The organism is Streptosporangium sp. NPDC048886, from assembly GCF_055586905.1.
In genome coordinates this window covers 1-12,576 of record NZ_JBVJHH010000021.1, presented here as the reverse complement: position 1 = coordinate 12,576, position 12,576 = coordinate 1, and the positions used below count along the sequence as shown (strand labels likewise).

13 protein-coding genes and 3 pseudogenes are annotated in these 12,576 nt (G+C 68.0%); 7 read left to right on the top strand and 9 right to left on the bottom strand.

The window, feature by feature from the left end:
* Positions 1-76: 76 nt before the first annotated feature.
* Positions 77-631, top strand: coding sequence for a hypothetical protein (locus tag ACZ6R6_RS25395; protein WP_470097492.1), 555 nt, complete (start codon positions 77-79; stop codon positions 629-631).
* Here ACZ6R6_RS25395 and ACZ6R6_RS25390 read toward each other — a convergent pair.
* Complete coding sequence (locus ACZ6R6_RS25390; RefSeq protein ID WP_470097225.1) at positions 588-1,739, bottom strand: IS630 family transposase; 1,152 nt, start codon at positions 1,737-1,739, stop codon at positions 588-590. The genes ACZ6R6_RS25395 and ACZ6R6_RS25390 overlap by 44 nt on opposite strands.
* Before the next feature lie 42 nt (positions 1,740-1,781).
* Here ACZ6R6_RS25390 and ACZ6R6_RS25385 point away from each other — a divergent pair, with 42 nt between their 5' ends.
* Positions 1,782-2,150 carry a hypothetical protein gene (locus ACZ6R6_RS25385; protein ID WP_470097223.1) on the top strand — a complete coding sequence of 123 codons (369 nt, stop codon included), beginning with the start codon at positions 1,782-1,784 and terminating at the stop codon, positions 2,148-2,150.
* Between the two features lie 70 nt (positions 2,151-2,220).
* On the opposite strand, the gene ACZ6R6_RS25380 is transcribed toward ACZ6R6_RS25385, so the two are convergent.
* Positions 2,221-2,598 (bottom strand): winged helix-turn-helix transcriptional regulator, encoded by a 378-nt coding sequence (locus ACZ6R6_RS25380; RefSeq protein WP_470097221.1) that lies wholly within the window; start codon positions 2,596-2,598, stop codon positions 2,221-2,223.
* Between the two features lie 68 nt (positions 2,599-2,666).
* Here ACZ6R6_RS25380 and ACZ6R6_RS25375 point away from each other — a divergent pair, with 68 nt between their 5' ends.
* A complete protein-coding gene (locus ACZ6R6_RS25375) occupies positions 2,667-3,338 on the top strand; it encodes a nitroreductase family protein (RefSeq protein WP_470097219.1) in 672 nt (223 codons plus the stop codon).
* Positions 3,339-3,438: 100 nt separating this feature from the next.
* Positions 3,439-4,378: pseudogene (locus ACZ6R6_RS25370) on the top strand (IS630 family transposase); the annotation flags it as partial.
* Between the two features lie 53 nt (positions 4,379-4,431).
* Here ACZ6R6_RS25370 and ACZ6R6_RS25365 read toward each other — a convergent pair.
* The 3 genes and pseudogenes from ACZ6R6_RS25365 to ACZ6R6_RS25355 form a co-directional block, all read right to left on the bottom strand.
* Positions 4,432-4,680: pseudogene (locus ACZ6R6_RS25365) on the bottom strand (transposase); the annotation flags it as partial.
* Positions 4,681-4,703: 23 nt separating this feature from the next.
* Complete coding sequence (locus ACZ6R6_RS25360; RefSeq protein ID WP_470097490.1) at positions 4,704-5,261, bottom strand: transposase; 558 nt, start codon at positions 5,259-5,261, stop codon at positions 4,704-4,706.
* A gap of 803 nt (positions 5,262-6,064) precedes the next feature.
* Positions 6,065-6,295: pseudogene (locus ACZ6R6_RS25355) on the bottom strand (transposase); the annotation flags it as partial.
* Positions 6,296-7,060: 765 nt separating this feature from the next.
* Between ACZ6R6_RS25355 and ACZ6R6_RS25350 the strand changes: the two are divergent.
* The 3 genes from ACZ6R6_RS25350 (at position 7,061) to ACZ6R6_RS25340 (ending at position 10,580) form a co-directional block, all read left to right on the top strand.
* The gene (locus ACZ6R6_RS25350; RefSeq protein ID WP_470097217.1) at positions 7,061-7,201 is read left to right on the top strand and encodes a hypothetical protein; all 141 of its coding nucleotides are present in this window, start codon (positions 7,061-7,063) and stop codon (positions 7,199-7,201) included.
* A complete protein-coding gene (locus ACZ6R6_RS25345) occupies positions 7,198-9,276 on the top strand; it encodes an alpha-galactosidase (protein WP_470097215.1) in 2,079 nt (692 codons plus the stop codon). Before ACZ6R6_RS25350 ends, ACZ6R6_RS25345 begins: the two co-directional genes overlap by 4 nt.
* A gap of 83 nt (positions 9,277-9,359) precedes the next feature.
* The gene (locus ACZ6R6_RS25340; protein ID WP_470097213.1) at positions 9,360-10,580 is read left to right on the top strand and encodes an MFS transporter; all 1,221 of its coding nucleotides are present in this window, start codon (positions 9,360-9,362) and stop codon (positions 10,578-10,580) included.
* An 11-nt stretch (positions 10,581-10,591) separates the two neighbouring features.
* On the opposite strand, the gene ACZ6R6_RS25335 is transcribed toward ACZ6R6_RS25340, so the two are convergent.
* From ACZ6R6_RS25335 to ACZ6R6_RS25320, 4 genes are all read right to left on the bottom strand, one after another.
* Complete coding sequence (locus ACZ6R6_RS25335; protein WP_470097212.1) at positions 10,592-11,023, bottom strand: transposase; 432 nt, start codon at positions 11,021-11,023, stop codon at positions 10,592-10,594.
* 117 nt (positions 11,024-11,140) lie between these two features.
* The gene (locus ACZ6R6_RS25330; RefSeq protein ID WP_470097210.1) at positions 11,141-11,722 is read right to left on the bottom strand and encodes a helix-turn-helix domain-containing protein; all 582 of its coding nucleotides are present in this window, start codon (positions 11,720-11,722) and stop codon (positions 11,141-11,143) included.
* Between the two features lie 74 nt (positions 11,723-11,796).
* Positions 11,797-12,225 carry an RICIN domain-containing protein gene (locus ACZ6R6_RS25325; protein ID WP_470097208.1) on the bottom strand — a complete coding sequence of 143 codons (429 nt, stop codon included), beginning with the start codon at positions 12,223-12,225 and terminating at the stop codon, positions 11,797-11,799.
* Positions 12,226-12,402: 177 nt separating this feature from the next.
* A partial coding sequence (locus ACZ6R6_RS25320; RefSeq protein WP_470097488.1) for a transposase occupies positions 12,403-12,576 on the bottom strand: 174 nt, incomplete at its 5' end.

Genomic DNA, 12,576 nt, shown 5'->3' with positions numbered 1-12,576 from the left:
CCGAGTTCGATCGAAGTGGGCGCGTTCCGAGACACCGCAGATGTCATCAGGCTGGGATTGAGAGTGATGACATCCTATTGGAACAACCGATCGCGACGCAGGTTACGGGCGCGAGGGACGTCACCAGAAACGGGACCCTACATCGGTCGAGCTCGACGGGGCCGGAATCACCTACACCACCCTGCACAACGTCGCCGACATCACACGTCGCGGCCTGATGCTCGGCGACAGCGCGGTGGTCTACAAGGCCGGCGACGTGATCCCGCGGGTGGAGTCGCCGGTGGTGCACCTGCGCACCGGCGACGAGCAGCCGATCGCGATCCCGCAGGTCTGCCCGACCTGTGGCGACGCGATCGACGGACAGATGATCACGAGTCTCACCATCACCCACCCCGCGCTTCGTGACGGAGCCGACCCCCATGCGCTGGACCCGTACATGGAAGGACTGCGTTTCGAACTCGGCAGCGGCCGACAGGGGACCTCGAATGAGGAGAGCATCAGCTCCGCGCTGACTCTGATCGGCCGGGTCACCGGTCACGAGATCGACCGGGAGTGGCTAGTGGTCGCGCCCGTTAATTCGTCGGGGTTCATCCGGCCAGCGGGTGCGGTGCGTGTCGGTCGTGCTGCCTGATGCGTGCCAGGAGGCGGTTGAGGTCGGTGCGGGTGAACTTCCAGTCGAAGGGCCTGGCTGCGGCGTTGTAGTGGTTCTCGAAGGCGAGGATCTGGGCGGCGAGCTCATCGAGGTCCTCGAAGTCATCGGGGGTGAGGAGCTTGCGCTGGATGACGGAGAAGTAGACCTCGATCTGGTTGAGCCAGGAGGCGCGGACGGGCAGATGGACCATCTGGGCGTTCGGGTAGGCGTCGCTGAGCCGGGCTGCCGCCGCCCAGTTCCGGTGCGAGGAGCCGTTGTCCACGACCCAGAAGACCCGCCTGGCCGAGGCGTACGGCTCGCTCTGCATCACCTGGTCCACGAGCGCGGTGAACGGCCTGATGCCAGTGGTCGGCTCGCACCGGCCCATGACCCGGGCGCGGTGGACGTCGTAGGCGGCCAGGTAGGCAAGGATGCCGAGGCGGTGGTACTCGCTCTCGATCCGCATCGCCCGCCCCGGCCCCGGCGGGAGCGGGAGGTGGATGCGCATGCGGGCCTGGACGCCGAGCTTCTCGTCGGCGCTGAGCACGTACTCGTCCTCGCCGAGCGGCTCCCCTTCCCATTCCCGCTGGTAGAGGTCCAGGACACGGGATGCCTTGAGGGCGAAGTGCGGGTCACGGGGAAAGATCCACGACCGGTGCTGCCAGGGCTTCAGGGCGTCGTCGGCGAGCCAGCGGCGCACGGTGGACGCCGAGGGCGCGAGAGCGATGCCGCTGGCTGCCGCATGGCGGGCCAGCTCAGGGCAGGTCCATCGGGCCAGGGGAGTTCCGCTCGAGGTGGGCATCTCGCACGCGAGGGCCTTGACCCCGGCCACGATGCGGGCGGAGAACACGCGCGGCCTGCCGGGGCGCGGTGCGTCGGCCAGTCCCTCAATGCCCTGTTCACAGTACCGGCGCCGCCATTTGCGGGCCGTGTCCTGGCAGATGCCCAGCCGCTCCGCGATCATCCGGTTCGCCGTGCCCGCCGCGGCGAGCAGCACGATCTGTGATCGCAGCACCAGGCGAAACGGCGCTGAGCCGCGCCGGGACAGGGACTCCAGCTCAGCGCGCTCAGCGTCGCCAAGGCATATGACATAGGGACTGGAGGGCATGCGCTCCATGGTGCAGCCGGGCGGGTAGGGCACGATGGCTGTATGGCAAGGCCACCTGAGTCGACCATGACCTCGCTACGCCAGCGCCTGGCCGCCAGGGCACGCGAGCGCTGGCCTCAGCTCGTCGGCATCACCGTCCGCTACCACGGCGAGTTCGCCTATGTCGCCGGCCGGCTCCCCGACGGCACCACCCTGCCGCTCTGCCGGCTCCGCTACGCCGGATCCGCCACCAGCTGGGGCTTCGCCATCTACCGCGCCAGCCACGACGACTACGAGAAGTCCGTCCTGCCCACCGGCTACCCGGCCGGTACCCCGCAGGAAGCCCTCGACTGCGCCTGCGGCCTCTACCTCGGCGACACTACGGCCTGGCTCGACCCGCCACCCCGACGAATTAACGGGCGCGACCACTAGTGCGGTGACCGGAAAGGTTCGCCGGGTTCGGTAGGCGAGACGGGCGCGCGCGGTGCGGCCCGCTGCTAGGTCAGGGACTGTGTCGGCTCCGGGCTTGTTCGATCTCGTTGATGTGGGTTTCCGTCCACTGCCGGAGCGCGGTGATGGGCTCGGCCAAGCTGCGACCAAGGGAAGTGAGGTCGTAATCGACTCGGGGCGGGATGGTGGGGTGGACGGTGCGGGTGACGAACCCGTCGGCTTCGAGACTGCGCAGGGTCTGGGTGAGCATCTTCTGCGAGACGCCCTCGACGCGTCGGCTCAGGTCGGTGTAGCGCATAGTGCCCTCGAGGAGGGCGTCCACGACGAGGACCGTCCACTTGCCTGCGATGTGGTCAAGCACCTGGCGGGTCGGGCACTTCGCCGAGAAGGCGTCGGCTGGCAGCCCGGAGGACTCCACGAAGGTCTCCATGAAGGGAGAGTAACGCACAAATTAGTGCCCTCTTCCATATGGAGAGTCACTCTCTAATAGTGAGTGTCATGACGCCTCACACCATGTCTGTCGCCAAAGCCATCCGCACCCGCCGCACCGTCCGCCACTACCGCCCCGATCCGATCCCCGCGGCCACCCTCGACACACTCCTCGCTCTCGCCATCGAGGCACCCACCAGTTGGAACCTCCAGGACCGGTCCATCGTCGCCGTCACCAGCGACGAAGGTCGTGAGGCTCTGGCCTGGGCCACCGGCGGCCAGCCCCAGCCACAGGAAGCGCCGCTCATGCTGGTCTTCGTGGCCGAGCCACTGTCCTGGCGCGACGACCACAGCGACGTTTACGACCAAGCCCGCCGCAGTGGAGCGTGGAACGAGGAGTTCGTCACGATGTTCTCCGCAGCGTCGCAGGCGTTCCAGACAGATCTCGAGGAGCGCGGCCTGCTGCGGGAGTACGCGGTCAAGGACGCGATGATCGCGGCCAGTTACGTGATGCTCGCCGCCACGGAGATGGGACTTGCCACCTCGCCGATGAATGGCTGGGACGAGACCAAGGTGAAGAAGGCGATCGGCATCGGCGATCGCGACGACCTGGCAATCGCGCTACTCATGTCCGTCGGCTATCCGGCAGAGGAACGGCGCCACCCCGGCCGTCGGGCCCAGGAACGCAACGTCTTCCACGAGTCCTACAGATCGCCCAGGAATGTCACCCGTGCTGAGTAGGCATCGGCCGGGCAAGGCAGTGGATCAATGCAGTGGGTGATCTCGTCGAGGGTCCTCGCGCCGGTTGGATAGGGCGGCGTATCCAACCGTGTGGGGAGGCATGGTGGCAGAGCCCGTCCGAGTACACAGACTGACCGACCAAGAGGCAGCAACTGCAACGGATCGTGCGCCGGGGCAGCACCAGTACGGTGCGCTACTGGCGTGCGATGATGTTGCTGGTGTCGTCCGGCGGGAACCGTGTGCCGGTGATCGCCCAGCTCGTGCAGACCGACGAGGACACCGTGCACGATGTGATCCACCGCTTCAACGAGGTCGGGCTGGCCTGCCTGGACCCTCAGCGGGCGGGAGGCCGCCCCCGCCGGCTCAGCCCTGAAGACGAGAACTTCGTCGTCCAGACGGCCACGACCCGCCCACGCAAGCTCGACCAGCCCTTCACCCGCTGGTCGGTCCGCAAACTCGCCGCCTACCTGCGCAAGGCGCACGGCCGGGTCATCCGGATCAGCCGTGAGGCCCTGCGCTGTCTGCTGGCCCGCCGCGGGATCATCTTCCAGCGCACCAAGACATGGAAGGAATCCACCGATCCCGAGCGCGACGTCAAGCTCGACCGGATCGAGCACGTCCTGGCGCGCTTCCCCGACCGGGTCTTCGCGTTCGACGAGTTCGGGCCACTCGGGATCCGCCCGACCGGCGGGTCCTGCTGGGCCGAGCGGGGTCGCCCGGACCGGGTGCCGGCCACCTATCACCGCACCCACGGGGTCACCTGCTTCCACGGCTGCCATGCGGTCGGCGACGACACTTCGTGGGGCGTCAAGCGCCGCCACAAGGGCGCCGCCCAGTCCCTGGCCGCGCTGAAGTCCATCCGGGCCGCGTGACCGGGCGGCGCCCCGATCTACGTGATCCTGGACAACCTCTCCGCCCACAAGGGCAGCAAGATCCGCCAGTGGGCCCGGGAGAACAAGGTCGAGTTGTGCTTCATCCCGACGAATGCTTCCTGGGCCAACCCGATCGAGGCCCACTTCGGCCCGCTGCGGCAGTGGTCACGTCCAGCGGAGTGGTGTATGAGTTGATCTCCGCGTGATCCTGTTTCTGCAGGTTAAGCGGTAAGTGTCTGCGGAAGTGGGTTGTGCTGCGGTGTGTCGCCCGTGATGACCCGCATCCGGGCCTTGGCGAGGATGTCCAGGCCCATGTAGCGGCGGGCTTCGGTCCACTCGTCGGTCTGCTCGGCCCAAACCGCACCGACGAGCCGGACGATGGAGCCGCGATCGGGGAAGATCCCGACCACGTCGGTGCGGCGGCGGATCTCCTTGTTCAACCGCTCCTGCGGATTGTTGGACCAGACCTGACACTGTTGGCCAATCCCGATGGTCAGGCTGCGACCGCGGTTTGGAGCTTTTCGAGGTGGTGGCGGCGGCTGGTGGCTAGAGGGACTCCGGTGAGCCAGGCGTCGACGCGGACGAAGTTGATCGCGGCTGCTGTCAGGATGTGCTGCAAATGGGTCTTGGCCAAGCCGAGGTAGCGGGATCTGCGCAGCTGGAAGCCGCGCACTGCCTGGGAGATGGTGCCTTCGATGCCGGAGCGCAGAGCGTACTGCTGCTTCCAGGCTTCGGTGTGCTGGGCGGCCCGGTTGCGCTGCAGGGTCTCGTGGACTTCGCGTGCGTGGAGGGTGAGCTGACGGGGTTCGCGTTTGGCGCGGGTGCGTTTGGCGCGGGTGCGTTTGGCGCGGGTGCGTTTGGCGCGGACAGGGCAGGAGGTGTGGTCGGACTTGGAGAAGTCGACGTGGATGGACTCCTCGCCGGCCTTGGTTCGCCAGGGCGCCCAATGGTGGAGGTCTTGCCCTGTGGGCAGGTGACCGTCTGGTTGTGCCAGTCGATGGTGAACCCAGAGCCGTCGAAGCCTTCTGCGGCTTTGGCCTGCCAGCTGCAATCTTCCCGGGCGGGCCCCAACAGGTCGATGCCGTAGGTATTCCGGCTGGTCACGACGGGTTCGCCGCCGGTGTATCCCGAGTCGATCAGATGGATATCCGGTAAGAGATCACGTTCGGTGAGCTTGGCGTGGATGACGGGGATCAGGTCGTTGTCGGCGACCTGCGCGGCGGTCGTGGTGACGTTCACGACCACATGCGGGACGTCTGGCTCGCAGGTCTCGGTCAGGTGAGTCTTGTAGCCGACCCAGCCGCCGCCGCGTTCGACTCCATAGCGGGCATCGTCGTCATAGGGCGAGGCTTGCCGCTCGCTCGAAGGAGGAAGATCCTTCGGCTCCCGCCAGCGGCGGCGGCCTTGTTCGTCGAGGCGGAACTGCTGGTCCCAGACCCGCCGCAACACCCCGACGGCCGGGAGTTCACGGAGCCAGGCCGGGGCGTCATCGGTGTCGATGCAGCCAAGCAGCCGATCTCCGTCGGCGCCGATCGTCTCGGCATAGGCCAGGCGTTTCGCGTCGTCTTTGGGTAGCTGATACTCCTCTACCCGATGACCGTAACGCTGGGCCCAGCCCTGCTCGGTCAGCGGGGCGAGCCAGTCCGGAGCGACGATGGCCAAAGCGGTGAGCGCGGCTCGCATCGCCTCGCCGACAAGTTCCAATCGGTTGACCGAACGGATCGCGGCGAGAACGTGGGTGGAATCGGTGCGCTGGCGGCCACCGGCCTTCACCAGCGCCGCCGCCTGCAGCCGCAAAAGCATCAGATCGAGCAGACGATCGGGCCCGGCCTCGATCAGAGGTGATCGGAACTCGCTCAGCACCGAGAAGTCGAACCCTGGATCAGCTAGCTCCAGACCCAGGGCGTACTTCCAGTCGATCCGTCCCCGCACTGCATCAGCGGTCTGCCGGCCCGACAGCCCTTCCAGGAATTGCAGCACGCTGACCAGCGCTAATCGGCCCGGCGACACCGCAGGCCGTCCGCGCCGGGAGAACATGCCGGTGAACTCGGCATCCTGGAAGACCTGTCCCAGAGCGTCCCGCAACCGGATCGGCAGGCTTCCCTTCGGGAAGGCCGCCGCGCAGATGTGGGCGGTCTCTTCGGGAACGTCATGATCCTCGATCGGTTGCAGGGACAACCGAGCCTCCTCGGCAGCAGCCCCGATCCAACAGAAGGATCATGATCCCATCGCCGTCGCTCTCTGCGCAGGCAGTCTCGCGAATTGGCCAACAGTGTCAGGTGTGGTCCAACAACCCGCTATCTGTTAACCGGCCTTCCAGCGGCCTGATCTGGGCTGTTACTGCAATTCGGCCCCGGCGATCTCGCAGGGGGTGGATGCTGCCGGGTGAGGACCGACAGATGGGGCTTGGACATCCTCGCCAAGGCGAGGATGCGTCTCATCTCAGGCGACACACCGATCCACAACCCGATTCCGCAGACACTTACCGCTTAACCTGCAGAAACAGGATCACGCGAAGGTCAACTCATACACCACTTCGCTGGACGTGACCGATGTTCACCAGGTCTGGCGCTCGAAGCTCCAGGATCTCCCGTACGAGGATGATCGAGGGTTCGGTTGCGCGGGCCTGAGCCAAGAGTGCGCCGAGTCGGTGTGACTCGGCCGTCTGCTATGGCAAGGGCCGTGATCGCGGAGTCTGGTGCACTCGTCGCTTGGAGATCGCGCACGTGCACTGAGTTGTGGTCAGCCTTGGTCGGTCGGTGTGATTTTCGGGTCTGGTGTGAACGATCAAATGTCTTTAATCTGAGTCGACCTCATGTTCTGAGCGGTGCTCATATTGGAGTTGATTCGATGTCACACCCGGAGTGGTGGCGGGACGCGGTCGTCTACCAGATCCATCCGCGCAGCTTGGCCGACGCGGCCGGGCTCGCCGGCGGTTCCCTCGAAGGCGATCTGCTGCCCGCGGACACGGCCGTCTGGCACGCCCGATGAGCATCCTCTTCGACGCCCGCGACCGGCTGTGGCTGCTGCGCACCCTCGCCACCTCCTACGTCCTGCGCCTGGACGAGGACGACGCGCCCCGGCACGTCCACTGGGGTCCCCGTCTCACGCTCGACCAGGCGAAGCGGCTCGCCGAGCTGCGCGCCGCACTGGCCGACACCGAGGCTGACCCCGGAGGCGAGGAGCTCTCCGTCGAGGGCGGCCTGCGGTACGGCGTGCCGTCCCTGATCGTCCGGTACGGCGACGCCACCCGCGGCGTGGAGTGGCGTTTCCTGCGTCAGCGGATCGAGGACGGCCACTTGGAGATCGTCTTCACTGACCGGCGGTACCCGCTGGAGATCGCCCTTCACTACCGGGTCCGTGAGGACTCCGACGTGATCGAACGGCACGTCGTACTGCGCCACACCGGACAGGGCCCGTCGATCGAGATCCTCCGCCTGGACTCGGCGGCCTGGACCCTCCCGCCCAGGCCCGGCTACCGGCTGAGCCACGTCGTCGGCGAGTGGGGCAAGGAATTCCAGCTCCAGCGGGGCGCGCTCGCGTGCGGCGAGACCACGCTCACCAGCAGGGCCGGCGTCACCGGGCACGCGGGCAATCCCTGGCTGATGGTCGACGCGGGGGAGGCCACCGAGGAGCACGGCGAGGTGTGGAGCGCCGCGCTGGCCTGGAGCGGTAGCTGGCGGATCACCGCCTTTCGCGACCTGAGGGGCCGGGCCGGATGGTCGGGCGGGTTCGGCCACGAGGGCCTGACCTGGCGGCTGGCCCCCGGCGACGTACTCGAGACCCCGGCCTTCGCCGGCCTCTACTGCGCGGACGGGTTCGGTGCCACCAGCCGCGGCTGGCACGACCACATCCGCAAGCATGTCCTGCCGGCCCCCGACCGGGTCAGGCCGGTCGTCTACAACGCCTGGGAGGCCACCGAGTTCGACTACGACGAGGCGCTCCAGCTCGACCTGGCGGCCCGCGCCGCCCGGATCGGGATCGAGACGTTCGTCCTGGACGACGCCTGGTTCGGCACCCGCACCCACGACGCGGCGGGGCTCGGCGACTGGTGGCCCAACCCCGACAGGTTCCCGAAGGGGCTCGGGCCGCTGATCGACAAGGTACGCCGGCTCGGCATGGACTTCGGGATCTGGGTCGAGCCCGAGGCCGTCAATCCGGACAGCGACCTCTACCGGCGGCACCCGGACTGGGTCCTGCACACGCCGGGGCGGCGCCGTACGGAGAGCCGCAACCAGTTGGTGCTCAACCTCGCCCGGCCCGACGTGGCCGAGTGGACCCACGCCTGGCTGGACGCCCTGGTCGGCGAGAACGAGATCTCCTTCCTGAAGTGGGACATGAACCGGTCGTTCAGCGAGGCCGGTTGGCCGGGTCGCGATGATCCCGACCGGCTCTGGATCGACCACGTCAGGAACGTCTACGCGATCATCGACCGGCTCCGCGCCGACCATCCCGGCCTGTCCATCGAGGGCTGCGCGGGCGGCGGAGGACGGGTCGACCTCGGCATGCTGGCCCGCGTCGACCAGATATGGGCCTCCGACAACACCGACGCCGCCGAGCGGGTCGCCATCCAGCACGGCTACGGCCAGATCTACCCGGCCTGCACGATGGGTGCCTGGGCCACCGACAGCCCCAACTCGATGACGGCCCGCACCCACTGGGTCCGCTACCGCTTCCACGTCTCCATGGCGGGCGCCCTCGGCGTCGGCGGCGACCTGCGGACGTGGAGCGAGGACGACCTTGCCTGGGCGGCCGCGTTCGTGGAGCAATACAAGCGGGCCCGGCCTGTGGTCCACGGCGGCGCGCAGTACCGGCTGGGCCCCGAGGCGACGCAGTACGTCTCCGCCGACGGTCGCGAGGTCGTCGTCCTCACATATCAGCCGAGCGCGCTCGGGCGGACGCCCATCCCGCTCAGGCTCACCGGACTCGACCCGACAGCGCGCTATCGGGACCTGGCCACAGGGGACGTCCACCACGGCGCGGTGCTGCTCGCCCACGGTGTCGGCGCGGGGCTGATGCCCTTCGACGGCACCAGCGAGTTCGTCCACCTCACCCGCGTCGACTGACAACCCACCGTCCCGCCCTCCTCGGTCGGCTCGGCATCGAGCGAAGGCCCCATTCCGTCGTCGTCCATCGAGCAGAGGTCGCCATGTCCATCCCGCCCCTCATCACCCCCACACGCCGTGTGGGAGCCAGCTGGGTCTCCACGTACGTCGTCGCCGGGTTCGGCATGCAGATCGCGCTGCAGTCGCCGAGCACGTTCGTCATGCCGCAGCAGATCGCCGACATCGACCCCGCGGGCAAGGTCGGCGGATTCGCCTGGGTCAGCATCATGAGCGCGGTCGCGGGGATCGTCGCCGGGCCGCTGTTCGGCGCGCTGTCCGACCGCACCGGCAGCCGGTTCGGCCGCCGCCGCCCGTGGATCGTCGGCGGCGCGCTCACCTGTGCCGCCGCCTTCGTCTTCCTGGCCGTCCAGAAGAGCGTGGTCGGCGTCGCGATCGGCGCCCTGCTGCTGTCGATCGCCGTGTCGGTGCTGGGCGCCGGGTACAACACGATCGTCCCCGACCAGGTCCCGGTCACCCAGCGTGGCCTGGTGCTCGGTTGGGCCGCGGTGCCGCAGGCAGCCGGGTTGATCGCTGGCGGGCTGCTGCTCGCGCTCGCCTCCGGCCCGGTCGCGGGCTATCTCATGCTGGCCGCGGTCCTGGTTTTGGTGATCCCGTTCGTTGCGGTCACCGCTGACCAGCCGCTTCCCCCGGAGCGGCGCCTGCCGTTCTCGCTCAAGACCTTCCTGGCCGGATATCGGATCGACCCCGGCCGCCACCCCGACTACGCCTGGGCGCTGGCCACCCGCTTCCTGATGGGACTGGGATACGGCATCGGCACCCTTTACATCCCCTACTTCCTGCAGGATGTCGTCAACCATCCCGACGACCTGCTGACCGTCGTCGCGATCAACGGCGTCTCGGTCGTCGCGCTGTCCGTGTTCAGCGGCTGGCTCTCCGACCGGATCGGCCGGCGCAGGATCCTGGTCTTCGTCGGCTCGGCCATCATGGCGGCGGCCGCGATCATGCTGGCCCTGTCGCCCACCTGGACCATGACGATCGTGACCGCCGTCGTGCTCGGCGTGGGCTACGGCATCTACATCGGGGTCGACGGCGCCCTGATCACCCAGGTGCTTCCCGCCGCCGACGACCAGGGCAGGGACCTGGCCATCGCGGGGCTGATGGGGAGCATGCCGTACGTGATCGTCCCTGCGGCCGCATCGGTGATCATCAGCGACTTCGGTGGCTACTCGGGCCTTTACCTGGTTTCGGCGATCCTCTCCACGCTTGGCGCCGTGCTGATCTGGCGGATCAAGTCAGTGCCCTAGTGCTGCGTTCCTCATAGCAGGTAGACGAGCCTGCGGCGCAGGATCCGGGGCTGGGGCGGTGGTCGTCCCCAGATCCAGGGCTGGGCGTGGGCGTTGAGTTGCGCGGTGGCGAGGGTGACCGCGTGGGCGACCTCGGTGGCGTCGGCGAAGGTCTGCCCGGCGAACGCGGCCTTGCGGAGCAGTCGCCACCAGCCTTCGGCCAGGTTCAGCCAGCACGCTTTGACCGGGAACACCTGGCGGATCCGCGGGTGACGCAGTAGCCATTGGCGGACCTTCCAGCTGGAATGGCTGGAGAGGTTGTCGGTGATGACGACGATCGCACCACGCCGGTTGGCCCTGGCGATCTGGGCCAGCAACTGGATCCAGCCGTCGCTGTTGCGCGAGGGCGCGCAGAAGGTGAGCTCGATGCCGTCGGCGATGCGCAGCGCGCCGTACACCCACATCTTGTCGGTGCCGCGTGAAATACTCCAGCCGGGCTTTGATCCGGTGCCCGTCGGGCGACCAGGCGGGCGCGGGTGGGAAGGTGCGCGGGGTCACCGGCCCCAGCTCGTCGGCGCAGATCACCGTGGTGGCGGGCGGCGGCTGGGTGTAGAGGTCGATGATCGCGGCTCTTTTGGGGCGGAGTCCGGATCGGTCGATTCGGTCCAGGATCGGGTGTGGCGCCAGCGGACCTTCTCCGCTCGCAGGATCCGGCGGACCTGGCTGCGCGCGATGACGATGCCCCGCGCGCGGGCGGCGGCGGTCAGGCTGTCCAGCGTCCACTGCGCCGGGCCGCTGTCGTCGGTGGCGGCCAGGTCCCCGGCCGCGTCGCGGACCAGCCGTCCGGGCGGGGTCGAGCGGGCCAGCGCGATGAGCTGTCCGCGTTCGAGCTCGGTGATGTGTGGTTTGCGGCCTGCTCCGGGCCGGTCGCCGAGCCCGGTCAGGCCCTCGGTGTCGAACCGGTCGATCCGCTCGCGCACGGTCTGCATGTGACAGCCCAGCTTGGCCGCGATGGCGCTGGTGCGCAGCCCTTGCCAGCTGAACACGATCATCTGTGCTCGCATGATCCAGTCTGCCGGGGCGTGACGGGCCCCGGCCAGCTTGCGGATCTGCCGCTCCTCCTCGGCGTCCGCCGGCGGACGCGCGTGCAGCAGTTTCGGCATGACAATCCCCCCCGAGACCATCATCGCCCCAGGTCAGCAGGGATATCCGCCCCCATTCAGGAACGCAGCACTAGCTAGGGAACGGCCTTGATCAGCCAGAGTTCGTTCTCGTCATGACCCGGTTCGAACTGCACCACGCGCGCGCCCGGGTCGGTGGAGGCGTTTGCGACTGCCAGCACCTTGCCTGAGTGCTTGGCGATGAGCCGGTAGACGCCCGCCTCGTGCTCCTTGAGGTACCAGATCTGGCTGGGGCTGCCATTGATGCCCCACTGCATCGCGAAGTCGGAGTTCTGGTTCGCCACGCTGACGTCCAGGGCCTTGCCGGAGTGTTCGGCGATGAACTTGTAGCCGCCATCGGCGGGTTCCAGGTGGAAGATCTGGTTGGCCCGGCCGTGGGGGGTCCACTGGATCACCCAGCCACCATCGGACATGTCGTATTCCTTGATGTCGAGGGCGAGCCCGGACTTCTTGTTGATCAGGGTGGCTCGGGCCGGGATGTCCATGGGGGTCCTCTCGAACTGGAGCGGTAGATGGCGGTGCGCCGCCTTGTCTCCATAAGAGACGATTACGCACGGGAAATCACCCTTCGGCCGTGACCGCTTCCGGACAGGGTTCCCGCTGCAGGAAGGCGGCGGTAGCCCGTCGACCACCCTTCCTGGTTGGCCCTCCGCTCTTGGCTTTCAGGTGTTTCGCCATGTCGGGGTGGATTCGCGGGTGAGGCGGCGGGTCATGAGGTCGATCATGGCGGTGTGGATCATAGCTTCGGAGCGGGTGGGCAGGGCCTCGTAGTCACGGGTCAGGCGGCGGTGGAGCATCAGCCAGCCGAAGGTCCGCTCCACGACCCAGCGGCGGGG